The sequence below is a fragment of the Streptomyces sp. NPDC096046 genome (assembly GCF_040303285.1).
Classification (GTDB): Bacteria; Actinomycetota; Actinomycetes; order Streptomycetales; family Streptomycetaceae; genus Streptomyces.
The window spans coordinates 1-26772 of sequence record NZ_JBEOSZ010000071.1 but is presented as its reverse complement, the minus strand read 5'-3'; the positions used below and the strand labels follow the sequence as shown (position 1 = coordinate 26772).

Genomic DNA, 26772 nt, shown 5'->3' with positions numbered 1-26772 from the left:
GCGGGGCCCCTCCCAGCCCCCACCCATGGCTTATCACCAAAAAATCATTAAACCCCCCTCCACCACTTGGAGGCCTCATGCCCGTCGTCCGCTCGTCCGAAGCCGTCACCCACGAGATCCACGGCGCCCGTTTCGTCTCGTACGCCACCCCGAGCAGCGGCAGCGAGGAGCTGTGCGCCTGGCGCGGCGAGATCCCGCCCGGCCTCAAGGCACCCGCGCACACGGTCAGCCGCGAGGAGATCTTCCATCTGCTCGACGGCGAACTGCTGATCACCCTCGACGGCCGCACCGAGCGGATCGCCGCGGGCGACACGGTGATCATCAACCCCGGCGCCACCCTGACCGTCGAGAACCCGACCGACCGGACCGCGTCCTCCTGGGTCACCACCTCGATCGGCCTGGAGGCACGACTGGCCGACGGCACCCGCATCATGCCGCCGTGGGCCAACTGACGTCACGCGGAAGGCTCTACGCCGCCCGCCCCCCTAGCCCCCCGGGCATCACCGCCCGTGGCCCGAACTTGGCTCGCGCGCGATCCGCGACCTCCTCGATACGGCGGACCTTCTCGTCCACCGGGTCGAAGGTCAGCTGATGGGAGGCCTGGTCGGCGGGGTCGAGCCCCTCGGCGCGCAGTGCGATCGCCCGCACCCGGGCCCGCTGCAGTCCGAGCGCCTCGTACATGCCGTACGCGGCCCTGGTCAGCGCCGGGGAGTGCGCGGTCGGTTCGGGCAGGGTGCGACTGCGGGTGGTGGCGGACCGGTCGGCGTAGCGCACGGTCAGGGTGAGCGTGCGGCAGACCTTCTCCAGGGCACGCAGCCGGGCACCGATCTCCTCGGCGGCCGACAGCAGCGCCCGGCGGTGCCGGTCCGGGTCCAGTTCGTCGCGTCCGAAGGGGCGTTCCGTGGCGAGGGACCGGGAGACGGCGTTCGGCACGACCCGTCCGCGGTCGACGCCGTTCGCCTTCTCACGCAGCTCGCGGCCGGCCTTGGCACCGACCAGCCGCTGGAGCGTGGACAGCGGTGCGGCGGCGACCCGGCCGAGGGTGTCGAGACCGTAGTCTCCCAGCGTGCGGGCGGTCGCGGTGCCCACACCGGGCAGCTCGGCGACGGGCTTGTCCGCGAGGAACTCCCTGATGGCGCCCGGCTCGCCGGGCACCGCACACGTCACCCCGGGCACGGCGTCGCGCAGCGCCATCCGGGCCAGCATCGGCCCGGGCCCCGCCCCGACCACGCAGTCGACGCCGTACAGCGCGAGTGACCGCACCCGGATCACCGAGGCCAGTTCGACGGCGTCCCGCCCGAAGTACCGCTCGGCGCCGCGCAGGTCGGCCAGCGCCCCGTCCGGTGGCAGGGCCTGGACGACAGGGGTGAACTCCTCGAGCATCCCGAGCAGGTGGGGCAGGTCGGCCTCGCTCGCCGGAGGCAGCTGGAAACGTACGCAGAGGATGGTCATCCCGCACTCCCCGGACTCTGGTGCCACAACTTCCTCGTGTTCGCGGGCCCTTCGCCCGCCGGACGCAGATCGGCCCAGGGGTGCATCTCGTACCCCGTGGGCATGCGGATCTTCCGCTGCTCCATCGGATCCCTGGCCGCGGAGCCCGTCGACGCGGGCGCTCCGTCCGACCCGGCGAGCCGCCGGCGCGCGGCCCCCTCGCCGTCGCCGCCGGAAGCGTCATCGCCGGAACCCTCATCACCGGCATCGCCTCCGCCGGGGCCGGCCAGCCGGGCCGCGACCCCCTCCAGCCCTTCCTCCCGGCGCACGTCCAGCAGATCCGCGAGGTTCCAGGCGGCGGCGCCCACCACGCTGAGGCTGCGCGGACCGCGGCGCTGCACCACCCCGCGCACCAGCAGCAGCCAGGAGTGGAAGACGGTGTGGGCGCAGACGTCGTGGGAGTCGTCGAAGAAGGCGAGGTCGACCAGGCCCGTGCCGTCGTCCAGGGTGCTGAAGATGACCCGCTTGCCGGACCGGATCGGCGGTGTCTGGGTGGCCGCCTTGGCGCCCGCGACCAGCACCGTCTCCCCGTGCCGGGCCTCGCGCAGCCGCCGCGCCGACACCACGCCCAGCTCGTCGAGGAACTGCCGGTGGTCGTCCATCAGATTGCGTGAGGCGTCCATGGACAGCACGCCCAGCTCGGCGCTGAGCCGTTCCGAGGAGGTGAGGTCGGGCAGCCCGGCCGGAGCGGTCTTCCGGCCTCCGGCCAGGGGGAGCTGCCCGCCGCCCGCACCCCGGGCACCCCGGTGCAGCTCGGTCAGATGCAGTTGCAGATCCCGGCGGTTGGCGCCGAACGCGTCCAGCGCTCCCACCTGCGCGAGCCGCTGGGCCAGCGGACGGCTGGGGCGGCCCCGCTCCCAGAAGTCGACCAGCGAGGCGTACGGCTGCCCCTCGGCGATCCGCGCCGCCTCGGCCTCGCTGATGCCGTGCACATCGGAGAGCGCCAGCCGCAGTCCCCATTTACCGGACACCAGTTCGATACGATGGGCGACTCCCGATGTGTTCACGTCCAACGGCAGCACGGGCACCCCGCGCCGCCGCGCGTCCGCCAGCAGCAGCCGTTTCGGGTACATCCCGGGGTCGTGCGTCAGCAACCCCGCGTAGAAGGCGGCCGGGTGATGGGTTTTCAGCCACGCCGACTGGTACGTCGGCACGGCGAAGGCGACCGCGTGCGCCTTGCAGAAGCCGTACGAACCGAAGGCCTCGACGATCTCCCAGGTCCGCTGGATCGTTTCCGCGTCATAGCCGTTCGCCGCCGCGTGCTGCGCGAACCACACCTTGATCCGCCCCTGCGACTCCGCGTCCGACAGCCCGCGCCGCACCCGGTCGGCCTCGCCGCGCCCGCAGCCGGTCATGATGTCGACGATGTCGATGATCTGCTCGTGGAAGACGACGACCCCGTAGGTCTCCTTCAGCGGCCCCTCCAGATCCGGGTGCGGATACCGGATCGGCGCCCGTCCGTGCCGCGCCTCGATGAACGGCCGCACCATGTCGGCCGCGACCGGGCCGGGCCGGAACAGTGAGATGTCGACGACGAGGTCGTGGAAGCCGGCCGGCTGGAGCCGCCCCACCAGATCCCGCTGCCCGGGCGACTCGATCTGGAAGCACCCGAGCGTCTCGGTGGACTGGATCAGCCGGTACGTCGCGGGGTCGTCCGGCGACAGCGCGTCCAGATCGACCCTCTTCCCCGAGACCCGCTCCACCTCCTGCACCGCGTGCGCCATGGCCGACTGCATCCGCACACCCAGCACATCGAGCTTCAGCAGCCCGAGCTCCTCGACGTCGTCCTTGTCGAACTGCGACATCGGAAAGCCCTCGCCGCTGGTCGGCATGACCGGGGTACGCGCCGGCAGGGAGGTGTCGGACAGCAGCACCCCGCACGGGTGCATGGCGACCCCGCGCGGCAGGGCGTCCAGCGCCTCGACCAGCTCCCACAGCCTGCCGTACTTCTCCTTCTCCCCCGCCAGCGCGCGCAGCTCGGGCAGTTCCGCCAGCGCGGCGCGGGCGTCCCGGGCCCGGATGTGCGGAAAGGACTTGGCGATACGGTCGATCTCGGCCGGGTCCATGGACAGGGCGGCCCCCACGTCACGGATGGCGTGCCGTACGCGATACGTCTCCGGCATGGCGACCGTCGCGACCCGCTCGGTGCCGAACCGGTCGATGATCGCGCGGTAGACCTCCAGCCGGCGCGCGGACTCCACGTCGATGTCGATGTCGGGCAGCACGACCCGCTCCTTCGACAGGAACCGCTCCATCAGCAGCCGGTGCTCGATCGGGTCGGCGTGCGCGATCCCGAGCAGATGGTTGACGAGCGACCCGGCCCCGGACCCCCGGGCGGCCACCCGAATACCCATCTCGCGTATGTCGTCGACCACTTGGGCGACGGTCAGGAAGTAGGAGGCGAATCCGTGGTGGGCGATGATCTCCAGCTCATGGTGCATCCGCTCCCAGTACTCCCGCCGCCGGTCGTACCCGCGCAGCACCATCCCCGCCGCCGCCCGCGAGGCCAGCGTCCGCTGGGCGGTACGGCGTCCGGCGCCGACCAGATGCGGCTCGGGAAAGTGGACGGTGCCGATCCCGAGATCGCCCTCGGGGTCCACCAGACACTCGGCGGCCGTGGCCTCCGTCTGCTCCACCAGCCGGTGAGCGGTCTCCCGCCGGAACCCCGCGGCCTCCACGATCCGCTCCGCCGCCCGGAACATGTCCCCGGCGTCCTTGAGCCACGCCTCGCCGGAGTCCAGCTCCCCGGCCGGATCGATGGGCACCAGTCGCCGGGCGGCGTCCAGGACGTCGGCGACGGGCCCCAGCCCCGGGTCGGCGTACCGCACCGCGTTGGTGAGCACGGGCCGGATCCGCTGCTCGGCGGCGAAGCCGACGGTACGGGCGGCCAGCCGCAGCGACCCGGGCCCTGTACCTTTCCGACCGTGCCAAACGGCCTCCAGCCGCAGGTCGTCGCCGTAGTTCTCCCGCCAGGGCACGAGCAGCCGGGCCGCACGGTCGGGCCGCCCCGCGGCCAGGGCGCGTCCGACATCCGATTCCGGTCCGAGCAGCACGGTCAGCCCTTCGGCAGGACGGCTCCCCCAGGGCAGCAGGGGCGTCGTCCTCTCCCCCTCGTGGGCGGCCGAGACGAGCCGGCACAGCTCCCCCCAGCCCCGGGCACCGTCCCGGGCGAGGAAGATCACACGAGGGGCCGATTCGTCGACGAAGGCACCACCCCGCACCGGGGTCCGGCGCCGCCGCCCCCGCTGCTCGGCCCCGGGCTCCGCACCCGCCACGGCCAGATCGACCCCGAACAGCGGACGGACCCCCGTCTTCCCGCAGGCCTTGGAGAACCGGACCGCGCCGGCGAGCGTGTCGCGATCGGTCAGCGCCAGGGCGTCCATGCCCCGCTCGGAGGCACACTCGGCCAGCCGCTCCGGGTGCGAGGCTCCATGGCGCACCGAGAATCCGGAGACGGTGTGCAGATGCGTGAACCCCGGCACACGCACCTCCCGCACTCGTGAGCCACACCAGCTCTCGAACATCTGTTCCCAGCAACACCCCCACCATACCCCCATCCTCGAATGTATGTACGACATCCGTTCGACCCCGTCCCACCTGCGGAAACACCTGTGGCCCCCGACCGTGGAGGCATGCCGCACAGCCCGTTCCGCGCCGAGGTGAGAGACGCCGTCACCCCGCGGGCCACCCTGCTCGTCGTCGGCGTGCGACGAGCGCCCAGACCCGCGAACGCCACGCGTCACCGGCGTCCGCGCGGCGCCGACTTCCTCGACACGGACGCCCACCCGGCCCTCACCTCCACCTCGACCCGCGTGGAGCAGACCGGCGGGGTCCGCCTCCAGGTCACCGGCGGCGTGCCCGCGCACGGCGCGAAGGGGACGTGGCGGGGGGCGTCCGCCCGCAGCGGTTGGCGCGTCGACGAACAGTCAGTCGGCGTCCGAGCCCATCGCGCCGTTCCGAGGACGGACACCCCCCGACGCTGCCCCGACCCACCACCCGGCGCGAGGCGAAGACGCGCACCCCCGGCGCGGCCCGCCCCGCACCCGGCGGTCAGGCGAAGCGGACGCGTTCCCCCCGTGCGGTCTGACCCACCACCCGGCGAACAGGCGCAGACGACGCGCACCTCCACCGGAAATACCCGCAAAAAAGGTCCCGCCCCTCGCACAAGGGGCGGGACTTCACACTCAGCGTGTCAGCCGATCTGCGTCCCGGTCGCCGACAGCGCCTCGGTCACCGGCTGGAAGAACGTCTCCCCGCCCGAGGTGCAGTCACCGCTGCCGCCGGAGGTGAGCCCGACCGCCTTGTCGCCCGAGAACAGTGACCCGCCGCTGTCACCCGGCTCCGCGCACACGTCGGTCTGGATCAGCCCGTTGACGATGTCGCCGTTGCCGTAGTTCACGGTGGCGTCCAGTCCCGTGACCTCGCCCTCGTGCACCTGCGTGGTCGATCCGCTCCGGGTGACCGCCATGCCGACGGTCGCGTCCACGGCGCCCGAGATCTTCCGGGTGGACCCGTCGTACAGGTTCACCTCACTCGGGTGGGCAACCTCCGCGGTGTACTTGACCAGCCCGTAGTCGTCGTCCGGGAAGCTGGAGTCCGCGTTGGTGCCGATCGCCTTGCCGCTGGAGTCCGACCAGGCGGAGATGCCCTCGGTGCAGTGCCCGGCGGTCAGGAAGAACGGCTCGCCGCCCTTGACCACGTTGAAGCCGAGCGAGCAGCGCCCGCCGCCGCCCGTGATCGCGTCGCCACCGGCGATGAAGGGCTTGTACTCCCCCTTGGACCGCTTGAGTTCGGCCTTCGCCCCGAGCCCGTCCACGACCTTCGTCAGCGTCGCCCACTCGGCCTCGGAGACCGTGCGGTCGGCGGTCACGACGACCTTGTTCGTCGTCGGGTCGGTCACCCAGGCCGTACCCGGGATCGTCGCGTCCTGCTTCAGTGTGCTGCGAGCGCTGTCGAGTTCGGTGAGGGAGTTCGCCACGACTCTCGCCTTGGCGCCGGCCTTCTCGACGGCCTGCGCAGCGGCCTCGTCGAGCACGTTCACCACGAGGCTCTTGCTCTTGGTGTCGTAGTAGGTCCCGGCCGCGTCACCGCCCAGGTCCTCGGCCAGCGCCGAGGCGAGTTTTCCGGCCGCCGTGACCGACAGGGCCCGGGGTGCGGACGCCTCAGGTGTCTCACTGGCGTTCGCGGTCTGGAACGTCACTCCCGCGGCGACGAGTGCGGTGATGCCCGCACCTGCCACGGCCGCACGCCGCTTGGGTATGCGTCGGTGCTTCAACTTCTGTCCTCCTGTGGGGGGTCGGCGCGAGAGGTTGTGGGGACCTCACGGGCCGGAAGGGCCTCGTTGACGAGCGCCCACTATTCCGAGGGCAACGGGGAGCACACAAGGGTGAGTTCGAGACGCGCGTAGACGGCGCTTCGCGCACCCCTCAAGTTGACCGCTCACGGTCAAATCGGACCCAATCCCCGCACGTTCTGACTGCAAACATTACGCGCGAGTAATGTGCGCGCACTCTACGCGGTCTGCCCATGGCCGGATTTCACCCCGCGCCGCCCTTCCCGGAAGGACGCCCGCACCCAGCGTGAAGCCCCCGCACGCGGTGCGTGCGGGGGCCACAAGGTGCCGCGAACTGCCGCCGGGGGCCTAGTAGACGCTGACGCCGTAGGCGCTCAGGGCCTCCGTGACGGGCTGGAAGAACGTCGTGCCACCGGAGGAGCAGTTGCCGCTGCCGCCGGAGGTCAGACCGTACGCCGTGCCGTTGCTGCCGTAGAGCGAACCGCCGGAGTCACCGGGCTCGGCGCAGACGGTGGTCTGGATCAGGCCGGAGACGATGTCGCCGCCACCGTAGTTGACGGTGGCGTTGAGGGCGGTGACACGGCCGCTGCGCGTGCCGGTCGTGGATCCGTCGCGGATGACGGTGGTGCCCACGCTCGGGGTGGCCGCGCGCGTGATGTCCACGCCGTTCGCGGTGCCGGGGCGGCTGACGGACCCGCTGTAGCGCACGATGCCGTAGTCGTTGCCCGGGAAGCTGGAGCCGGCGGTCGAGCCGATGACCGAGGTGCGGCCGGAGTTGGAGTACCAGGTGCCCGCGCCGTCGGTGCAGTGACCGGCGGTCAGGAAGTACTCGGTGCCGTTGCTGGCACGGACGTTGAAGCCGAGGGAGCAGCGCCAGCTACTCGCATAGATGGCGTCGCCGCCCTGGATGAGCTTGCTGAACTTGCCGGGGACGCGCTTGATCGTGAGCGCGTCGGCGTTGGCGCCGGCCTGCTGCTTGATCTTCGCTATCTCGGACTGGGTGACCGTGCTGTCGACGGTCAGGAGTACGCGGTCGGTCTTGCTGTCGACGGCCCAGGCGGTGCCCGGGACGTCGGCCTTCAGCAAGGAACCGCTGGCGCTCTTGAGTTCGGCGGCGCTGAAGGTGGTGGGGGCGTCGGAGGCGTTCGCGCTGGGGATCGCGATCGCTGCGGCGGCGACGAGGCCGGTGGAAACGGCGATCAGCCGGGTCCGTCTCGAAATGCCACTGCGGGGGGTGGTGCGCTTGATCCTCACTTTTCGTTCCTCCACAAAGGAAGTCGGGGGCCCTCGTGGGGTTGTGGGCCCGTGAGGCGCAGTCAGAGACCAGCCGTCCGGATTCCGGACATGCCGTGCCCCTGACAAGCGCTGAGGGGGAGTATTCGGCCGAACGGCCGGTCGGCGCAAGAGTGCCTTTCGGACTTCAACCTTTGGGAGTTCTTGACGAAGCCGCCTCGTGGCCGGCTTCCGGGCCCGGCGCCCGCTCCTCGCACCAGCGCACGCTCCCCCGCCGCGACCTCGGCCTCCAGGGTGTTCTCGGCGGCGAAAGGTCCAGACGAAGCGGTCGGCGAAAGGGCGGCGTACGCCATCCTGACCGTGCGGCAGATGTCGTACGGCGTGAAGCGCCCCGGCACCGCCCGGCGCGGGTCGTACCCGTGCCCCGCCAGGTGCGGAACGTCCGACGCAGGTCGTACGCGTGCCCCCGAAGGCGCGGAACACCCGGTGCGCGGAGGACTCCGGGGGCGCAGTAGCATGCGCCCCCGCCCTCTCGCGCACCAGCACGACCAGCCATGGCTCGCCGCGCGCCACCCAAGCGCCGCGCGCGGGGCCGGGGTCGGCCGCGAGCCGGACCTCACCGTCGAAGGACTGCCCGTCCACGGTGAGCGCGTCCGCTTCCGGCGCGGTCGGCCGACCGCGCCGTCGTCGGCCCGCCAGGGCCCGGGGATGTCCGGAAGTCAACCGTCCGGATAAGCCCTCATGCCTGAGGGAGAGCGCCGGTGAGCGCGAGCGGTTCGTACGGCGCCCGCATCGACACGACGCGCCGCTCGTGCCGCCGCCGGCCCTGGGACGCGTCCGTCGTCACCCGGGCGGCCCTGCCACACGGTGGCGGGTCCGCCGCGTCAGGGGCAGCAGCAGTCGCACCCGTCGCAGTCGCAGTCCCGGCAGGCACCTTCGCGCCTCTTCCGCGACCACGGCCCCTCGTACTCCTTGGCGCAGCACAGCTTGCAGGTGCAGCACAGCAGCCAGAACATCCCGCAGCCGGCCCAGAACCCACGTCGGCGGGGCGGTTGCGGCACCGGCGCGCCGCCACCGAAACCATTCCCGCCGAAACCACCCCCGGCGAAACCGCCGCCACCGAACCCGTCTCCGCCGATTACCCCTCCGCCACCGGCGTACGCATCTCCGCCGCCGCCGGCGTACGGGTGCTGCGGGGAGCCGTAGGGCCCTGGCGGCTGCTGTCCGTGGGGTCCCTGCTGTCCGTAGGGCCCGCCGCCCTGGGGGGAGGCGCACACCGGCACCGTGCCGAAGGCCCGGTCCACCGAGCGCCGCAGTTCGTGCACGAGCAGCAGATGGACGAGTCGCGCGTCGGCGAACTCGACGTCGCGCAACGCCAGCCCGACACCGTGCACCGCGTCGTCGGCGATCCGGCGGACCTCCGCCAGAGGAGTGCCGGTCGCCGCGATCGGGTTCCAGGCGCCTGACGTCGCGTCAGCGTGCTGGTCCTCCACGGCGTCCAGCAGATGCGCGAGGCGCCCGAAGAGCCGTCCGGCCTCGGCGAGCGGCTGGGCGTTCCGCGGCCGGCCGGCGAGGATCGCCGTGTGCGCGAAGGCGGCGGCGGTCGCGGTCTCGGTCGGTTCGGTGACCGTCAGGAGCGGCGTCCCGGGACCGGCCAGCGCCTCGATCCCGGCCTGCCGGTCCACGGCGTCCACCAGGAGGGCGGTGTCGAATCCCACGGCGGTGCCGGTCCGGGCTCCGGCCGTGTCCCAGCTCGCTGCGACCCGGCGCGCGGCACGCGCCACCGGTTTGCGGGCCAACAGCCCGTCACCGTCGGTGACGTGGTCGCGCACCTTCGCCGAGGCCAGCACCAGGGAGACGGCTGCCGCCAGCCGGGCCCCCTCGCCGTGCGCGACGGAGGCGGTGCGCATGCCGCGCAGCGGGCACGGTCCGGCCTTTCGCCGCCCGGCACCGTCACTCTCCGTCTGAGCTTCCGTCAAAACCGATATGAGCAGTCCGTCATAGTTCGTCACTATCCGCGCGAACTGTCCGTGGTCACCGCGCAGTGCGAGGCAGAGCCCGCACAAATGCGCCATCCACTGGCTCGTGAGCTTCTCTCCGAGCCGGTGTCTACAGGGCCTGACGATTCCGAACACAACGCTCCCCCGAGCTTCGTAACGATGCTGAGCTGCGGCATCGTATCGGTGCACGCATTCACCCGTACGCCCCGGCCGTCACCCGTACGGCGAGAAGAATCATATTTCACTCACAGTCAGCAGCCGTTTGGGAAACGGCCCTTGGGACACACGGACTCTCGACGGATTCGCTGTGCACCAGTACCGTCACAAACCCCCCGTGCGGCGTCTATCCACTTGGCGCGCCATCCGCATCATGGACGACCATAGGGATGCGGAAAGCAGAAAGACCGCTGTGAGAGGAGGCGTCCATGGGATCGGTACGCAAGGCAAGTGCCTGGCTTGGCCTCGTCGACGACAACGAAGACGAGCGTTACTACGACGACGACTACTCCGACGGGACCGAGCCCGGGGAGGCCTGGGTCACTGATCCGCGCGTCAAGGTGGCCTCGGACGTCGCCGAGGAGAAGGGCCGCCGCATCGGCACGGTGACCCCGGACAGCTTCCGGGACGCACGCGCCATCGGCGAGCTGTTCCGCGAGGGTGTGCCGGTCATCATGAACCTCACGGCCATGGAGGCCTCCGACGCCAAGCGCGTGGTCGACTTCGCGGCCGGGCTGATCTTCGGCCTGCGCGGTTCGATCGAGAGAGTGTCGACCCGCGTGTTCCTGCTGACCCCCGCCAACACCGAGATCGTCAACGGCGACCCGGCCGCGCACCGCGCGGACGGCTTCTTCAACCAGAGCTGAGGCAGGGCCGCTCACCGGCCCTGCCCCCGCGCAGGGTTACCGGACCGGTCTACCGAAAGGCGTCGAGTCCGGTGAGCGCCTTGCCCAGCACGAGCTGGTGCATCTCGACGGTGCCCTCATAGGTGAGCACCGACTCGAGGTTGGTGGCGTGCCGCATCACGGGATATTCCAGCGAGATCCCGTTGGCGCCGAGAATGGTCCGGGCCGTGCGGCAGATCTCGATCGCCTCGCGGACGTTGTTGAGCTTGCCGAAGCTGACCTGCTCCGGACGCAGGCGGCCGGCGTCCATACGCCGCCCCAGATGATGTGCGAGCAGAATCCCCTTGTGCAGTTCGACCGCCATGTCGGCGAGTTTGGCCTGGGTGAGCTGGAAGCCGCCGATGGGCCGCCCGAACTGCTCCCGTGACTTCGCGTAGTCGACCGCGGCCTCGAAACTGCTGCGGGCCGCGCCCATGGCGCCCCAGACGATTCCGTAGCGGGCGTGGGAGAGACAGCTGAGGGGTCCTCGCAGACCGGTGACCTCCGGGAGGACGGCATCGGCGGGCAGCCGGACGTCGTCGAGCACGAGCTCACTGGTGACCGAGGCCCTGAGGGACCACTTGTGCTTGATCTCGGGTGCGGAGAACCCGTCACTGTCGGTGGGCACCGCGAAGCCGCGGATGCCGTCGTCGGTCTGTGCCCACACGACCGCGACTCCGGCGACCGAGCCGTTGGTGATCCACATCTTGCGGCCGTTGAGAATCCAGTCGGAGCCGTCGCGCTTGGCGTACGTCCGCATGGAGGCCGGGTCGGAGCCGTGGTCGGGCTCGGTCAGCCCGAAACAGCCGATGACCTCGCCGGCGGCCATGCGCGGCAGCCACCGCTGCTTCTGTTCCTCGCTGCCGAACCGGTGCAGGGCGTACATGGCGAGGGAGCCCTGCACGGAGACGAGGGAACGGATGCCGGAGTCGGCGGCCTCCAGCTCCAGGCAGGCGAGTCCGTACTGCACGGCGGACGCCCCGGCGCAGCCGTACCCGTCCAGGGACATGCCGAGGGCGCCGATGCCGCCGAGTTCCTTGGCCAGCTCCCGGATGCCCGGCAGCTCCCCCTTCTCGTACCACTCGGCGACGTACGGCAGCACCCGGTCGGCGGCCCAGGCCCGCACGGTGTCCCTGATCCCGAGGTCCTCCGGCTCCAGCAGGTCGTCCAGACCGAGGGGGTCGGCGGGATCGAAGGGAGGCAGCTTGGACGAACCGGACATGATCGACGCCCTCCGAGACTCTTTAACTAGCACCGCTCACCAGACGCTACGACGCCCACCCGCCCCGGCACCACCCGTAGCCGCAAACCGGGAGCGGGGCGTCACACCGAGACGCGTGAGTCCGCCGCGTCCCGGGGGGCCGGCAGGTCCACCGGGCCCGGCTCGCACTGCATGACCCGCGGCAGCCGCAAGGCCATCACCGCGCCGAGCAGCAGCAGTCCCGCGCTCACCAGCAACGTCACATGCAGCCCGTGCACGAACGCGTCCCGGGCGGCATGCCGCAACGCTGCACCGGCGGGCCCGCCCAGCCGCGCGGAGACCTCGTACGCCTCCCCCAGCGAATGGGCCGCGGACGCGGACGCCGAGGCCGGCACACCCGCAACGCCCGACAGCCCGGGCGCGTAGGCCGCGTTCATCACCGTGCCGAGCAGCGCGATCCCGATCCCGGCTCCGAGCTGGTACGAGGTCTCCCCGATCGCCGCCGCACCGCCGGCCTGCTCCTGCGGGGCCTCGCTCAGCATCGACTCGTACGCCCCGAACAGCGTCGTCTCCAGCCCGAAGCCGAGCAGCACGAACCCGCTCAGCATCAGCGCGCACTCGTCCGTCCGGCCCAGCGCCGTCAGCAGCACCACCGCGAACGCCGTGACGCAGAACCCGGTGCACACCATCCGCCGCGGCCCGAACCGCCGCAGCATCCGCGCCCCGGCCAGCCCGGCCGCCATCGCCGCGAACGTCAGGGGCAGCAGCCGCAGCCCGGTCTCCAGCGGTGACAGCCCGAGCACCAGTTGCAGGTACTGCGCCGCGATCAGTTCCAGGCCGACCAGCGCGAGCATCGCCAGCACGATGCACCCGACGGATGTGCTGAACGCAGGCCGGGCGAACATCTTGAGGTCCACCAGCGGACAGGTCCGCCGCCGCTGCCGCCGGACGAAGCCGGCCAGCAGGACCGCGCCCACCGCCAACGGCAGCACGGTGAGCAGGCTGCCCACCGACCCGCCGCTGCCGAGCCCCTTCACACCCAGCACGACACCGAACAGCCCGGCCGCCGCCATCAGCGCACCGACGACGTCCCACGGGCCCTCGCGGTCGCCCTTCGACTCGGGCAGCAGCAGTCGTCCCACCGGGAGGCTGACCAGCATCAACGGGATGTTGACGAGGAAGACCGACCCCCACCAGAAGTGCTCCAGCAGAAAGCCGCCGAGCAGGGGCCCGACCGCCGCGCCCACCGCGGCCACGGCGCTCCAGATGCCGATCGCGAGCGCCCGCTCGCGCCGGTCCGGGAAGACCTGCCGCAGGATCGACAGGGTCGCGGGCATGATCATCGCGCCGCCCACGCCGAGCAGCGCCCGCGCCATGATCAGCACCTCGGCGCTCTGGGCCAGGGCGGCGAGGCCCGATGCGACGCCGAACAGCGCGTATCCGAGGAGCAGGACTCTCCGGCGGCCGATGCGGTCGCCCAGGGTGCCGAACAGGATCAGCAGCGAGGCGCAGACCAGTGGGTAGACGTCGACGATCCAGAGCAGCTCCATCCCGCCGGGCTTCAGGTCCTCGGTGACGGCGGGGACCGCCACATGCAGCACGGTGGCGTCGACGGCGACCAGCAGCAGGCTGACGCAGAGGACGACGAGAACCACCCAGCGGTCGGCACCGGCCCCGGCCGCCCGACGGCGCAGCACAGCGGCGGCCGTGGTCGTCCCGGACATGTACGTACCTCCCAGATGTTCCCTCGCGATCGGCGGGCTCGCGGGGTGGGGGACGCCCCCGCGACTCGGCCGGAGAAGAGCGTGGTCTCCGGCCCGCGCAAACGAACAGCGAGTGACACGTCAGCGTACGCGAGTCCCCGCCGGAGGCCAGTGGCGGACCTCTCACACCTTGAGCGGACGGATGTGGCGTACGCCACTGCCTCCGACCTCGTCGACGCACCGGGTGGCCGGACGGTTGCGGCCCGGGTCGATAATCGGGCCCGTGACCGTTCTCGAGACGCGCGCGGCCCCGTCCCGCGCCGGGGCGCTGCGCCGGGCGGCCCCGGCGCTCGCCGGGTACGCGGCCGTCCGCGCGCTGGGCCTGCTTGCCCTGTTCCTGTGGAGCGCGGCGCGGGACAAGAACGCGTACACACTGCTGACGGCCCGCTGGGACGCGCTCTGGTACGTCAGGGTCGCCGAGCTCGGCTACGGCTACGAGGTGCGCCTGGCGAACGGGGACGTGCACTCGAATCTGGCGTTCTTCCCGCTGCTGCCCTGGCTGGAGCGGCTGGTGGCGGCGGTGTCGCCGCTGTCGTACGCGGACGGGGGGTTCCTGGTCAGCCTGTGCGCCTCGCTCGCCGCGGCCTGGGGCGTCTTCGCCGTGGCCGACCATGTGTACGGCCGCCGGGCCGGGGTGTGCGCGGTGCTGCTGTGGGCCGTCCTGCCGGTGGGCATCGTGCAGTCGATGGCGTACAGCGAGTCGCTGTTCACGGCCCTCGCGGCCTGGTCGCTGTACGCGGTCCTGACCGGCCGCTGGGTGACGGCGGGCGCGCTGGCACTGTCGGCGGGGCTGACTCGTCCGGTGGGACTCGCCGTGGTGGCGGCGGTGTGGGTGGCGGCGGTGGCCTCCTTCGTACGGGACGGAGGCGCGGCCCAGCCGGACGGCGCGCGGAGCGCGCCACGCGCCGGCGCGCCCGCAACCCGTGGCCGGCGCTTCCTCGGCATGCTCCTGGCTCCCCTCGGCACCGCCGGCTACGTGCTCTGGGTCGGGCATCACACCGGCAGGGGGCCGCTGGGTTATCTCGACGTCCAGGCCGGGTGGCGCAACGGCTTCGACGGTGGTTACGCCTTCGGCCGGTTCGTCGCCGACAAGTTCACGTCGTTCCCGTCGGCCCTGGCCGGTGTGGGGCTGGTCCTGGGGGTCGCGTCAGTCGTCTGGCTGTATGTGACCGGAGTACGTCAGCGCCAGCCGCTGCCGCTGCTGGTCTACACGGGGCTCGTGACGGCGCTCGCCCTGTGCGCGTCGAGCTACTTCGGCTCGAAACCGCGTCTGCTGATGCCCGCCTTCCCGCTGCTGCTGCCCCTGGCACTGGCCCTGGCGAAGACCCCTACGCGCAGGTCAGCAGCGGTACTCGGGGCCGTCGGAGTGGCCTCCGCGGTGTACGGGGCGTTCTGGCTGAACGGCTCCGGTCCGCCCTGACCCGCTGTGAGCGCCAGGGGAATCACGCACCATGCCCGGGTGAACGAATTCAAAAGCGCAATATAACCCGCCTCCGGAATGATCAAAGGAATTGAAGGTCGCAGCCCTCTGCGATAGCGCATTCGCTGGAAATAAACCTCCTCCTGAGAGGAATCCCACATCACATCGTCATCACAAAGCCGTTGATTCGCCCGGGATCCGAGCTCACTCGCTGTAACGTCGATTGGGTGCGTACCGAACCGAAGCTCACCCGTCTGGACCGGGTGTTCGCCCGGCTGGACCGTGAGCCGGAACGACCGGCCCACATCGATGTGCCGAAGATGAGCAGGCACCGCATCGTGCTCTTCGCGGGGACCCTGGCCTTCTACGGCGCGATCGTGTGGGCCGTGGTGATCACGTCCTGGCTGGTCCGGCTCGACTGGCAGGTCATGTTCTTCCGCCCGTACCAGCAGTGGTCGCAGATCCACTGGTTCGTCGACTACTACGTGGTCCTCGGACAGCGCGGCCCGACCGCCGTGATGGTCGCGGCCTGGCTGGGCTGGCGCTCCTGGCGGCAGCACACCCTGCGACCGCTGCTCGCCCTCGGCGTCTCGCTGCTGCTGCTGAACATCACGGTGGGTGCCGCCAAGTACGGCATGGGCCGCCTCGGGCCGCACTACGCGACCACCATCGGCGCGAACGAGATGTGGCTCGGCGGCGATATATTTCCGAGCGGTCACACCGCCAACGCCGTGGTGACCTGGGGAATCCTGGCCTACCTGGCCTCCAGTGCGAGAGCGCAGCGCTGGCTGTCCGCCGTGTCCGCGGTGACCTCGCTCGGCGTCGGGATGGCCACCGTCTACCTCGGTACGCACTGGCTGAGCGACGTGCTGCTCGGCTGGGCCGCGGGTCTGCTGATCCTGCTCGGCCTGCCGTGGTTCGAACCGCTGATCGCGCGCGCCGAAGCCTGGATCTTCGACCTGCGCGACCGTCTGCTGGTCCGCTGGCGAGGCACCTCGGCCGCCCCGGCCGGCGCGCCGCCCGCGTCGGTCACGCCGCTGCCCGAGCGGGAGGACGTCGCGGTCCGCTCCCCCCGGGCCCCGGCCTACCTTGCTCCGGGCCCGCACACCACCCGTTCCGAGCGCGCTCCGGTCACCCCGGTCGGCAGCCGCCGCCCGCCGCACCCTGAGCGCCATCCGCGCGGTTCGACCCCGTCGGCCCGGCCCCTGACCGGCGGCTGAGCGCGGGACGGTACGCACCCCGTCCGGCAGGGCGAAGGCCCCGGTTCCCGACGGAACCGGGGCCTTCGTCCTGCCTCAGCCCTTCCAGGCCCGCGCCACCCGGCCGCCCCTGACCTCGAAGTTCAGCCGGCCCACGCGGTACTCCATCGTGATGATCGCCCCCGGCGGCAGCGAGCGCACCGTCGGCCAGCCCCGCTCACGCGCGAGGTGTTCGGCCCGGCCGGCCTCCAGGCCGACGTAGGTGTCCGGGCTGTCGTCGGGTTCCGCGGAAGGTGTCGGATTGGGTGCCATGCCGCCACGCTATGTCCTGCCCGGCGACCGTGGAAGTCCGGGCCCGTCCGGTCACTGTCCGCCTCCGGTCACGCTTCTGTCACAAGATCACGACAGGCGCTTCGGGTGCAGCCCGTCACACGGACGAGCGGTTCCGTACGCCTTCCGCAGGCATTCGATCGTCATTTCCGCGTGTCGCATGAGCTCATGGAAAGCCCCGCGGAAAGCGCCGGGAAAATCGCCTCCGGAACTCCTTTCCCTTCCGGTTCCGGACCCGCCCGGCGGAGTCGGCGTGCTTCGGGAAATACATGGCTTCGGCGCGAAGAGGACGGTACGCCCCCTGTCGGAGCGCGCGGTGACGCGAGCATCATGGCGTGAGCTCGGGGGTACGTGAGGCGCGGGCCGCGGCGGGCCCGGTACGCGATGAGCGAAGGGGCGAGCGAGCGATGGGGACGCAGACCGTACAGGCGGGGGCACCGCCCGCGCCGCGCACGTGGCACGGCCGGGTGGTGGTCGACTGGCTGACGACGACGGACCACAAGAAGATCGGCCATCTCTACCTGATCACGGCGTTCGTGTTCTTCCTGGTCGCCGGGGTGATGGCGCTGCTGATGCGCGCCGAGCTGGCCCGTCCTGGCCTGCAGATCATCAACAACGAACAGTTCAACCAGGCGTTCACGATGCACGGCACGATCATGCTGCTGCTGTTCGCCACCCCCACCTTCGCGGGCTTCGCGAACGAGCTGATGCCCTTGCAGATCGGCGCGCCCGACGTCGCCTTCCCGCGGCTGAACATGCTCTCGTACTGGCTGTTCCTGTTCGGCGGGCTGATCGTGCTCGGCTCGCTGCTGGTGCCCTCCGGGCCGGCGGACTTCGGCTGGACCGCCTACGCCCCGCTCAACAGCGCGGAGCGCACGCCGGGCTTCGGGGCCGACCTGTGGATCATGGGGCTGGCGCTGTCGGGCTTCGGCACGATCCTCGGCGCGGTCAACTTCATCACCACGATCATCGGGATGCGCGCCCCGGGCATGACGATGTTCCGGATGCCGATCTTCGTGTGGAACACCCTGTTCACGTCCATCCTGATCCTGATGGCGTTCCCGGTGCTGGCGGCGGCACTGCTGGTGCTGGAGGCGGACCGGCGGTTCGGCTCACAGGTGTTCGACGCGGCCAACGGCGGGGCGATCCTGTGGCAGCACCTGTTCTGGTTCTTCGGCCACCCCGAGGTCTACATCATCGCGCTGCCGTTCTTCGGCATCATCACGGAGATCATCCCGGTCTTCAGCCGCAAGCCGTTGTTCGGCTATCTGACGTTGATCGGGGCGACGATGGCGATCACCGGCCTGTCGATGATCGTGTGGGCGCACCACATGTTCGCCACCGGCGCGGTGCTGCTGCCGTTCTTCTCCTTCATGAGCTTCCTGATCGCGGTGCCGACGGGTGTGAAGATCTTCAACTGGGCCGGCACCATGATGAAGGGCTCGCTGTCGTTCGAGACGCCGATGCTGTGGGCGACGGGGTTCCTGGTGACGTTCCTGTTCGGCGGGCTGACCGGGGTGATCCTGGCGTCGCCGCCGCTGGACTTCCATGTGACGGACACGTACTTCGTGGTCGCGCACTTCCACTACGTCGTCTTCGGCACGGTCGTCTTCGCGATCTTCGCGGGCTTCTACTTCTGGTGGCCCAAGTTCACCGGGAAGCTGCTCGACGAACGGCTCGGCAAGATCCAGTTCTGGACGCTGTTCGTCGGTTTCCACACCACGTTCCTGGTGCAGCACTGGCTGGGCGCCGAGGGCATGCCCCGCCGGTACGCGGACTATCTCGCCGCGGACGGCTTCACCGCGCTCAACACGGTGTCGACGATCGGCGCCTTCCTGCTCGGCATGTCGACGCTGCCGTTCCTCTACAACGTGTGGAAGACCGCGAGGTACGGCGAGAAGGTCGAGGCCGACGACCCCTGGGGCTTCGGCCGTTCCCTGGAGTGGGCGACCTCCTGCCCGCCGCCGCGGCACAACTTCACGACGCTGCCCCGGATCCGCTCCGAGTCGCCGGCGTTCGACCTGCACCATCCCCAGTACGCGGCGGTGACTGCGCAGCCCGAGCCAGAGCCCCATCAAGCCGGTCGCGCGTCCTCCTGACCGCCTCGATCAGTTCGGTGGGCTCCACCACCTCGAACTCGAAGCCCAGCATGACGACGTGGATGACCATCACGTCGAGGCTGCCGGCGCCGCAGCGCAGCAGGCAGGTGTCCTCGGTCTCGGCCTCCAGCACCCCGGCGGAAGGCGAGATGTGCGCGGCGGCCTCCTCCAGGGGCGCCAGTAGCCGCACGAGGGCGTGGGTGGCGTACACGCGCGTGGAGACACCCTGGGAGACGTAGGCGGCCAGGTCCTCGGCAGGCGGGTCGCGGGGGACGAAGCGCGGGCCGTGCGGGGGTTTCGGGGTGATGCGGTCGACGCGGAAGGTGCGCCAGTCCTCCCGGTCGAGGTCCCAGGCGACGAGGTACCAGCGGCGCTCGGTGCACACCAGGCGGTGCGGTTCGACAGTGCGCCGGGTGGCGGTGCCGTCGTGGCCGCGGTACTCGAAGCGCAGCCGCTCGGCGTCCCGGCACAGGTGGGCGAGTTCGGTGAGCACGGCCGGGTCGACCGAGGAGGGCAGCGTGCTGCGCAGCATCGGCACGGTGACGGCGTTCAGGGCGCTCACCCGGCGGCGCAGCCGGTTCGGCAGCACCTGCTCCAGTTTGGCGAGGGCCCGGACCGAGGTCTCGCCGATGCCGTCGATGCCCTGGCCCGCGGCCGTGCGCAGTCCGACCGCCACGGCGACGGCCTCGTCGTCGTCCAGGAGCAGGGGCGGCAGTTCGGCGCCCGCCCCCAGCTGGTACCCGCCGCCGGTGCCGGGGCTGGCGTTGACCGGGTAGCCGAGTTCCCGCAGCCGGTCCACGTCCCGGCGCAGGGTGCGGGCGCTGACACCGAGCCGGTCGGCCAGGTCGGGGCCGGACCACTCGCGGTGGGCCTGGAGCAGGGACAGCAGACGGAGCAGGCGGGCCGAGGTCTCCAACATGGGGCGAGTCTGCCAGGCCTTGCGGACAGCCACTGTCCTCAAGGCCGGTCGGGCAGTCGCGGGACGATGGAACCTGGAATCGCCCGAGCGGTGCTCGTTGCACACGGCGGAGGAATCCGAGGAGGCAGAGGGCCCGGCATCGACCAGTCGCCTGTCGGAGCAGGCCAGTTCACCGGTACCTTGAGTAACGGCGATTTCCGGCCACCCACTTCATTCGCGGATTTCCGGATTTGTCGACCAACCTCCCTCTCGCCCTGTGACCCACTTCACTTCCTCAACACCCGTCAGTCAGCGCGGATTTGGCGGCAAGTACGCGATTCCGCGCCGCGCGTGACCCTGTGCGCTGGATGGTTCGATTCCGTTCGCCCCGGGGCGTGACTCCCGCCACAGATCGCCCGTTGTCATCGTCATGAGCCGGGACCTACCCGGACCACGGGCCGGGAGCCACCCGGCTTTGCCACGCACCGCATCCCCGAGGGAGCCACCCGTGCCGCGCATGCTCGACGTCAGCGACGAGGTACGCGCCGAGATCGGCGACGAAGAAGCCGACCGCCTGCTCGCCGGAGAGACCGCCCCGGGCAGTTACGACTGCACGTCCTGCCGCACTCCGGGCAACTCCGAGCAGGAGCGCACCAGCACCGTGCTGTTCATCGGGGACGAGACCGCCGTCCTCGCCTTCGCCCACGCCGGCTGCCTGCCCTCGCAGATCGTGCGGGTCACCGAGGAGCAGCTGCGGGGCGCCGTGAAGTCCATCGCCGGCGACACCGTCGACCCGGAGCCCGACAAGGTGGTGCCCGAGCAGGCCGTGCTCGGCGTGACCAGCGGGCTCGTCCTGGTCGCCGGCGAGCTGCACCCGGCCCTGGTGGTGGAGCCGACCGGGCCCATCGCCCGGCCCGGCACGACCGGCGCCGACGACGACTTCCTGCCGCTGCTCATCGAACAGGGCTTCCTGCCGCTGACCGAGCTGTCGGCCGTACCGCCGGTCCTGCACGGCTGGTCGGTGCTGCTCGCCGTGGGCCAGCTGCACGCGGTGCTCCAGCCGGGCGCCAACGGCGGCCGGCCGGTGGCCTGGTGGCAGGCTCACCAGCCGCTCCAGGTGACCGAGGGCTGGCGCGCGGCCGCCAACAAGCACCAGCAGGTGCTGATGTTCGCCGCACCCGCCGGGTCGATCGGCCGCCAGCCGCGCGAGGACCTGCTGCGGGACGCACTGGACAAGGCGGCGGCGAACGGGAAGCTGGTCGCCTCGGTGCTGCCGCTGGCCGGCATCTGAGCCGCGCGTCACCCGCGCATGCCGTAGACCTGCGAAAGCCGTATCCGGGCCGCATCCCTTGACCCGCGGGGTCGTTTGGACATACGTGCACGCATACGACGTTTCCCGCCGCCAGTCCTTCTCGCCGATCCCGTCCGCGCGATCGGCTCAGGACTCCCAGGGCGGCCCATCGGCCACGCCGATCTACGACGCGCTCTACGCCGAGTACGTCAAGTCCTTCCGCGCACTCCCCGGCGACCGCAGTGGCGAGGAGAAGCTGGGTTTCACCGCCTTCGGGAACCCCCCGCACGGCTCGGGCTCATACGGCGGCTCGTACGGGGGGACGTACGGCGGCTCGTACAGCGCCTACAGCGCGGGTGCCCAGAGCGCCCGCCATGCCGCGGGACAGCAGCCGCACTGGCAACGCGTCGGGACCATCGCGCACGGCACCGGCATGCACTACGTACCGGCCGCGCTGCCGCCGGGGCGGCGCGGCGGCGTCTGAGCGAGCACCGGACACCGGAAAGGGCGGCCCCGTTCGGGGCCGCCCTTTCCGGTGTTCCGTGCTACTTCTTCTTGCCGCGCTTCTCGCGCACCCGCACGGAGATGTGGATCGGCGTCCCGTCGAAGCCGAACTCCTCACGCAGGCGGCGCTCGATGAAGCGCCGGTAGCCCGCCTCGATGAAGCCGGAGGCGAACAGCACGAACCGCGGCGGCTTGGTGCCCGCCTGGGTGCCGAACAGGATGCGCGGCTGCTTGCCGCCCCGGACCGGGTGCGGATGGGCGGCGACCAGCTCGCCGAGGAAGGCGTTCAGCCGGCCGGTCGGCACCCGGGTCTCCCAGCCCGCCAGGGCCGTCTCGATCGCGGGGACCAGCTTCTCCATGTGCCGCCCGGTGCGCGCCGAGACGTTCACCCGCGGCGCCCACGCCACCTGGCCGAGCTCGGTCTCGATCTCCCGCTCCAGGTAGTAGCGGCGCTCCTCGTCGAGGGTGTCCCACTTGTTGTACGCGAGGACGATCGCGCGGCCGGCCTCGACGGCCATGGTCACGATCCGCTGGTCCTGCACCGAGATGGACTCGGAGCCGTCGATCAGGATGACCGCGACCTCCGCCTTCTCGACGGCCGCGGCCGTGCGCAGCGAGGCGTAGTAGTCGGCGCCCTGCTGGAGGTGGACACGCTTGCGGATGCCCGCCGTGTCGACGAACTTCCAGGTGACCCCGCCGAGTTCGATGAGCTCGTCGACCGGGTCACGGGTGGTGCCCGCCAGCTCGTTGACGACGACGCGCTCCTCACCCGCCACCTTGTTCAGCAGGGAGGACTTGCCGACGTTCGGGCGGCCGATCAGGGCGATGCGGCGCGGTCCGCCGGTGCCGCCCGCGCCGAACGTCTGGCGCGGCGCCTCGGGGAGCACCTCCAGGACCTGGTCGAGCATGTCGCCGGTGCCCCGGCCGTGCAGCGCGGAGACCGGGTGCGGCTCCCCCAGGCCCAGCGACCACAGGTAGGACGCGTCGGCCTCGCCGCTCGGGCCGTCCACCTTGTTGGCGCACAGCACGACCGGCTTGCCGGCCTTGCGCAGCAGCCGGACGACTGCCTGGTCGGTGTCGGTGGCGCCGACCTTGGCGTCGACGACGAAGACGACCGCGTCGGCGGCCTCGATGGCGTACTCGGCCTGGGCGGCCACGGAGGCGTCGATGCCGAGCACGTCCTGCTCCCAGCCGCCGGTGTCGACGACCTTGAAGCGGCGGCCGGCCCACTCGGCCTCATAGGTCACGCGGTCGCGGGTGACGCCGGGCTTGTCCTCGACGACGGCCTCGCGGCGCCCGATGATGCGGTTCACCAGGGTCGACTTGCCGACATTGGGGCGGCCGACGACGGCGAGCACGGGCAGCGGGCCGTGGCCCGCTGCCTCGAGGGCGCCCTCGACGTCCTCCGGGTCGAAGCCCTCCTCCGCGGCGAGCTCCATGAACTCCGCGAACTCGGCGTCGCCGAGCGCCCCGTGGTCGTGCTCGTACGCGCCCTCGGACGCGTCCGAGCCGTCGGGCTGGATGTGGTCGTTCATGAAGTCCGTACCTCGTCGTTCATCGTGGTGGTCGGTGGAGTACCCGCTGTGTTCGGGCTGATCCACTACTCAGTGTCGCTCAGTGCCTGGTGAGGCGCCTGGCGTTTTCCAGGTGGGCCGCGAGCTGCTTCTGGATGCGCCCGGTCGCCTCGTCCAGCGCCTTGCGTGTCCGGCGGCCGCTGCCGTCGCCCGCCTCGAAGGGCTCGCCGAAGACGACGTCGACGCGCGAGCGCAGCGGTGGCAGCCCCTTTATCAACCGTCCCCGCTTCCCGGAACTTCCCAGCACGGCCACCGGGACGATCGGGGCGCCGCTGCGCACGGCGAAGTAGGCGAGCCCGGCGCGCAGTGAGGCGAAGTCTCCCTCACCCCGGGTGCCCTCCGGGAAGATGCCGAGCACGCCGCCGCCCGCCAGGACGCCCAGCGCCTGGGTGATCGCCGTGCGGTCGGTGGTGGTGCGGTCGACCTTCACCTGCCCGATGCCGAGCAGGAAGGGGTCCAGCGGCCCGATGAACGCCTCCTTCTTGATCAGGAAGTGCGTCGGCCGGGGCGCCACGCCCATGACCATCGGGCCGTCGATGTTGTGGGAGTGATTGACCGCGAGGATCACCGGGCCGCTGGCCGGCACGCGCCAGGCGCCGAGCACGCGCGGCTTCCACAGCCCGTACATCAGGCCGACGCCGATGCGCCGCCCGACCTCGGCGCCCCGCGCCGATGGCAGTTCGGTCACTTTCCGGCCCGCTTCTCCTCGACGAGGGTGACGACGCACTCGATGACCTGGGCCAGGGTGAGCGCGGTGGTGTCCACCTCGACGGCGTCGTCCGCCTTGGCGAGCGGGGAGGCCTTGCGGCTGGAGTCGGCGGCGTCCCGCTTGATCAGGGCCTCGCGGGTGGAGTGGACGTCGGCGCCCTTCAGCTCGCCGCTGCGGCGGGCGGCGCGGGCCTCGGCGGAGGCGGTGAGGAAGATCTTGAGGTCGGCGTCGGGCAGCACCGTGGTGCCGATGTCCCGGCCCTCGACGACGATGCCCTGCGCCGCGGAAGCGGCGATCGACCGCTGCAGCTCGGTGATCCGGGCGCGGACCTCGGGCACCGCGCTGACGGCGCTGACCTTGGAGGTGACCTCCTGGGTGCGGATCGGACCGGCCACGTCGACGCCGTCGACGGTGATGGTCGGCCCTTCCGGGTCCGTTCCGGAGACGATCTCGGGCTTGCCCGCGGCGGCGGCGATGGACGCCGGGTCGTCGATGTCGATGCCGTTGTGCACCATCCACCAGGTGATCGCCCGGTACTGGGCGCCGGTGTCCAGGTAGCTCAGCCCGAGCTGCGCCGCCACGGCCTTCGAGGTGCTCGACTTGCCCGTGCCGGACGGGCCGTCGATGGCGACAATCACTGGCGTGGCGCTTTCCACAGGGGGACCTTCCTGAACCGGGCTCGGCGGGGGTGAGGGCGCGAGTGCCCCGCACAAGGTTACTGGGTGCGGGTCACTCGTCCGGCCGCGCGTCCACGGCAGCGCCCCGCGGCGGAGAGCGGCGCCTGCCGCACCGTCCCCTCCGGCACGGCTGACGACACCACCCGGCCGCCCCACCCGCCCCGTCCGGCGCGCACTGACGACGATGCGCAGTCCCGTCCGGCCCAACCCGCCGGGCACGAGGCTGACGACACCACCCGCCCACGGCCATACACCCCGCCCGGCGCGGGCCCGGCCACACCACCCGGCCACACCCGCCCCCCCGTCCCCTCCGGCACGGCTGACGACACCACCCGGCCGCCCCCGCCCCGCCCGGCACGAGGCCGACGACGATGAAGCCCCATCCGGCCCAGCCGTCCCCCACGCGATGGACGACGGCACCGGCGGCGGATGCCGGAACCGGGCGATGTGGCGCCCGGCGGAGCGGCGACCACCCGGACCGCTCCCCTCGCACAGCCGACGGGGGCGCTCAGCCGCGTCCCGCCCGGCCGGCGCCTGCGGACGAGGCCGTTCAGGCCGAGGCGGGGGTCGGGCGGCGGTCCCCGGACGCGGCGCACGAACCGGCCGGCCTCCTGCTGCCGGAGCTACTGCCGGAGCGCCCAGCCCCGTTCCCGCAGCGCGGCGCTCAGCACGGGGGCCGCCTTCGGCTCCACCATCAACTGCACCAGACCCGCCTGCTGACCCGTCGCGTGCTCGATCCGTACGTCCTCGATGTTGACGCCGGCCATGCCCGCGTCGGCGAAGATCCGGGCGAGCTGTCCCGGCTGGTCGTCGATGAGCACGGCCACGACCTCGTAGGCCCGGGGCGCGGACCCGTGCTTGCCGGGGACGCGGACCTGCCCGGCGTTGCCGCGCCGCAGCACGTCCTCGATCCCGCCGGCGCCCTCGCGGCGCTTGTGCTCGTCGGAGGACTGCAGGGCGCGCAGGGCCCGCACGGTCTCCTCCAGATCGGCGGCGACGTCCGTGAGCAGGTCGGCGACGGGCGCGGGGTTCGCGGAGAGGATGTCGATCCACATCCGGGGGTCGGAGGCGGCGATCCGCGTCACGTCCCGGATGCCCTGTCCGCACAGCCGTACGGCGGCCTCCTCGGCGTGCTCCAGCCGCGCGGCGACCAGGCTGGAGACCAGATGGGGCATGTGGGAGACGAGGGCGACGGCACGGTCGTGAGCGTCGGCGTCCATCACCACCGGCACCGCGCGGCAGTGGGAGACCAGCTCCAGGGCGAGGTTCAGCACCTCGGTGTCGGTGTCCCGGGTCGGGGTCAGCACCCAGGGGCGGCCCTCGAAGAGGTCCCCGGTCGCGGCCAGCGGGCCGGACTTCTCCCGCCCCGACATGGGGTGGGAGCCGATGTACGCGGTCAGGTCGAGGCCGCGTTCCTCCAGCTCGCGGCGCGGCCCGCCCTTGACGCTGGCGACGTCGAGGTAGCCGCGTCCCGCGCCGCGGCGCATGGCGTCGGTGAGCACGTCGGCCACGTGCGCGGGCGGGGCGGCGACGATCACGAGGTCGACGGATCCGTCGGGCGCCTGGTCCGTCCCGGCGCCGAGCGCGGCCGCCGTACGGGCCTGCTCCGGGTCGGGGTCGGCGAGGTGGACGGTGACGCCCCGCTGGGACAGGGCCAGGGCGGCGGAGGTGCCGATGAGGCCGGTGCCGATGACGAGTGCGGTTCTCACTGGGCGATGTCCTTGCGCAGGGCGGCCGCGGCGCCGAGGTAGACGTGGGCGATGTCGGCCCGGGGCCGGTCGGACTCGATGTGCGCGAGGACACGGACGACGCGCGGCATGGCACCCTCGATGTCCAGTTCCTGGGCGCAGATCAGCGGGACGTCGACGATGCCCAGCTTGCGGGCGGCGGCCGCCGGGAAGTCGCTGTGCAGGTCGGGCGTGGCCGTGAACCAGATGCTGATCAGGTCGTCGGCGGCGAGATCGTTGCGCTCGAGGATCTCCGTGAGCAGGGCTCCGACCTGCTCGTCCATGTGCCCGGCCTCGTCCCGTTCGAGTTGGACGGCGCCCCGGACCGCTCGTACCGCCACGGCGATGCTCCTTGCTCACGTATGTGTCGCTCTGCCTCCGGCCAGCCTAGTGCCGCGGCAGGCAACGTTCGCCCCGTCGCGACGCCCGGCACGCACTCTCGCCGCACCGGGCGCAAGCCCAAGTACACCCAGTACGAGGGC

General features: G+C 71.6%; 20 protein-coding genes and 1 pseudogene. 7 read left to right on the top strand and 14 right to left on the bottom strand.

Features of this window, described 5'->3' with window-relative positions; translation table 11 throughout:
* Positions 1-77: 77 nt before the first annotated feature.
* Positions 78-452 (top strand): cupin domain-containing protein, encoded by a 375-nt coding sequence (locus ABTX62_RS35385; protein WP_352120024.1) that lies wholly within the window; start codon positions 78-80, stop codon positions 450-452.
* Positions 453-468: 16 nt separating this feature from the next.
* Here the strand turns inward: ABTX62_RS35385 and ABTX62_RS35380 are convergent, their stop codons facing one another.
* From ABTX62_RS35380 to ABTX62_RS35360, 5 genes are all read right to left on the bottom strand, one after another.
* Entirely contained in the window at positions 469-1452 is a 984-nt protein-coding gene (locus tag ABTX62_RS35380) for a DNA polymerase Y family protein (protein WP_352120023.1), read from the bottom strand.
* Complete coding sequence (locus tag ABTX62_RS35375) at positions 1449-4973, bottom strand: DNA polymerase III subunit alpha (protein ID WP_352120022.1); 3525 nt, start codon at positions 4971-4973, stop codon at positions 1449-1451. Before ABTX62_RS35375 ends, ABTX62_RS35380 begins: the two co-directional genes overlap by 4 nt.
* A gap of 710 nt (positions 4974-5683) precedes the next feature.
* Complete coding sequence (locus ABTX62_RS35370) at positions 5684-6766, bottom strand: S1 family peptidase (RefSeq protein ID WP_352120021.1); 1083 nt, start codon at positions 6764-6766, stop codon at positions 5684-5686.
* Between the two features lie 366 nt (positions 6767-7132).
* Entirely contained in the window at positions 7133-8038 is a 906-nt protein-coding gene (locus ABTX62_RS35365; RefSeq protein ID WP_283973232.1) for a S1 family peptidase, read from the bottom strand.
* 863 nt (positions 8039-8901) lie between these two features.
* A complete protein-coding gene (locus ABTX62_RS35360; protein ID WP_352120020.1) occupies positions 8902-10152 on the bottom strand; it encodes a DUF5685 family protein in 1251 nt (416 codons plus the stop codon).
* A 290-nt stretch (positions 10153-10442) separates the two neighbouring features.
* Between ABTX62_RS35360 and ABTX62_RS35355 the strand changes: the two genes are divergently transcribed.
* Positions 10443-10880, top strand: a complete 438-nt coding sequence (locus ABTX62_RS35355; RefSeq protein ID WP_352120019.1) for a cell division protein SepF — start codon at positions 10443-10445, stop codon at positions 10878-10880.
* 49 nt (positions 10881-10929) lie between these two features.
* Here the strand turns inward: ABTX62_RS35355 and ABTX62_RS35350 are convergent, their stop codons facing one another.
* Together ABTX62_RS35350 and ABTX62_RS35345 are read right to left on the bottom strand one after the other, a co-directional pair.
* Positions 10930-12120 (bottom strand): acyl-CoA dehydrogenase family protein, encoded by a 1191-nt coding sequence (locus tag ABTX62_RS35350; RefSeq protein ID WP_352120018.1) that lies wholly within the window; start codon positions 12118-12120, stop codon positions 10930-10932.
* 101 nt (positions 12121-12221) lie between these two features.
* On the bottom strand, positions 12222-13823 hold the full coding sequence (locus tag ABTX62_RS35345; RefSeq protein WP_352120017.1) for an MFS transporter: 1602 nt from the start codon (positions 13821-13823) through the stop codon (positions 12222-12224).
* A 262-nt stretch (positions 13824-14085) separates the two neighbouring features.
* On the opposite strand from ABTX62_RS35345, the gene ABTX62_RS35340 reads away from it, so the two are divergent.
* Positions 14086-15282 carry a putative hexosyltransferase gene (locus ABTX62_RS35340; RefSeq protein ID WP_352120016.1) on the top strand — a complete coding sequence of 399 codons (1197 nt, stop codon included), beginning with the start codon at positions 14086-14088 and terminating at the stop codon, positions 15280-15282.
* A gap of 227 nt (positions 15283-15509) precedes the next feature.
* A complete protein-coding gene (locus ABTX62_RS35335; RefSeq protein ID WP_352120015.1) occupies positions 15510-16502 on the top strand; it encodes a phosphatase PAP2 family protein in 993 nt (330 codons plus the stop codon).
* A 75-nt stretch (positions 16503-16577) separates the two neighbouring features.
* Here the strand turns inward: ABTX62_RS35335 and ABTX62_RS35330 are convergent, their stop codons facing one another.
* Complete coding sequence (locus ABTX62_RS35330; RefSeq protein ID WP_283973238.1) at positions 16578-16793, bottom strand: I78 family peptidase inhibitor; 216 nt, start codon at positions 16791-16793, stop codon at positions 16578-16580.
* Positions 16794-17218: 425 nt separating this feature from the next.
* Here ABTX62_RS35330 and ctaD point away from each other — a divergent pair.
* Positions 17219-18790 (top strand): annotated as a pseudogene (gene ctaD, locus ABTX62_RS35325) (aa3-type cytochrome oxidase subunit I); the annotation flags it as partial.
* Here ctaD and ABTX62_RS35320 read toward each other — a convergent pair.
* Entirely contained in the window at positions 18789-19829 is a 1041-nt protein-coding gene (locus ABTX62_RS35320; RefSeq protein ID WP_352120014.1) for a helix-turn-helix transcriptional regulator, read from the bottom strand. The pseudogene ctaD and the gene ABTX62_RS35320 sit on opposite strands and share 2 nt — an antisense overlap.
* 487 nt (positions 19830-20316) lie before the next feature.
* Between ABTX62_RS35320 and ABTX62_RS35315 the strand changes: the two genes are divergently transcribed.
* Both ABTX62_RS35315 and ABTX62_RS35310 read left to right on the top strand, forming a co-directional pair.
* Positions 20317-21099 (top strand): DUF8842 C-terminal domain-containing protein, encoded by a 783-nt coding sequence (locus ABTX62_RS35315; RefSeq protein WP_352120013.1) that lies wholly within the window; start codon positions 20317-20319, stop codon positions 21097-21099.
* A gap of 85 nt (positions 21100-21184) precedes the next feature.
* Positions 21185-21583 carry a hypothetical protein gene (locus ABTX62_RS35310; protein ID WP_352120012.1) on the top strand — a complete coding sequence of 133 codons (399 nt, stop codon included), beginning with the start codon at positions 21185-21187 and terminating at the stop codon, positions 21581-21583.
* A gap of 61 nt (positions 21584-21644) precedes the next feature.
* On the opposite strand, the gene der is transcribed toward ABTX62_RS35310, so the two are convergent.
* The 5 genes from der to aroH form a co-directional block, all read right to left on the bottom strand.
* Positions 21645-23138 (bottom strand): ribosome biogenesis GTPase Der, encoded by a 1494-nt coding sequence (gene der / locus ABTX62_RS35305; RefSeq protein ID WP_352120011.1) that lies wholly within the window; start codon positions 23136-23138, stop codon positions 21645-21647.
* A gap of 79 nt (positions 23139-23217) precedes the next feature.
* A complete protein-coding gene (locus tag ABTX62_RS35300; protein ID WP_283973243.1) occupies positions 23218-23865 on the bottom strand; it encodes a lysophospholipid acyltransferase family protein in 648 nt (215 codons plus the stop codon).
* Positions 23862-24542 (bottom strand): (d)CMP kinase, encoded by a 681-nt coding sequence (gene cmk, locus ABTX62_RS35295; RefSeq protein WP_502998073.1) that lies wholly within the window; start codon positions 24540-24542, stop codon positions 23862-23864. The genes ABTX62_RS35300 and cmk overlap by 4 nt, the downstream gene beginning before the upstream one ends.
* A gap of 644 nt (positions 24543-25186) precedes the next feature.
* Positions 25187-26272 (bottom strand): prephenate dehydrogenase, encoded by a 1086-nt coding sequence (locus ABTX62_RS35290; protein ID WP_352120009.1) that lies wholly within the window; start codon positions 26270-26272, stop codon positions 25187-25189.
* Positions 26269-26631 (bottom strand): chorismate mutase, encoded by a 363-nt coding sequence (gene aroH, locus ABTX62_RS35285; protein ID WP_031106761.1) that lies wholly within the window; start codon positions 26629-26631, stop codon positions 26269-26271. Before aroH ends, ABTX62_RS35290 begins: the two co-directional genes overlap by 4 nt.
* Between the last annotated feature and the right edge of the window lie 141 nt (positions 26632-26772).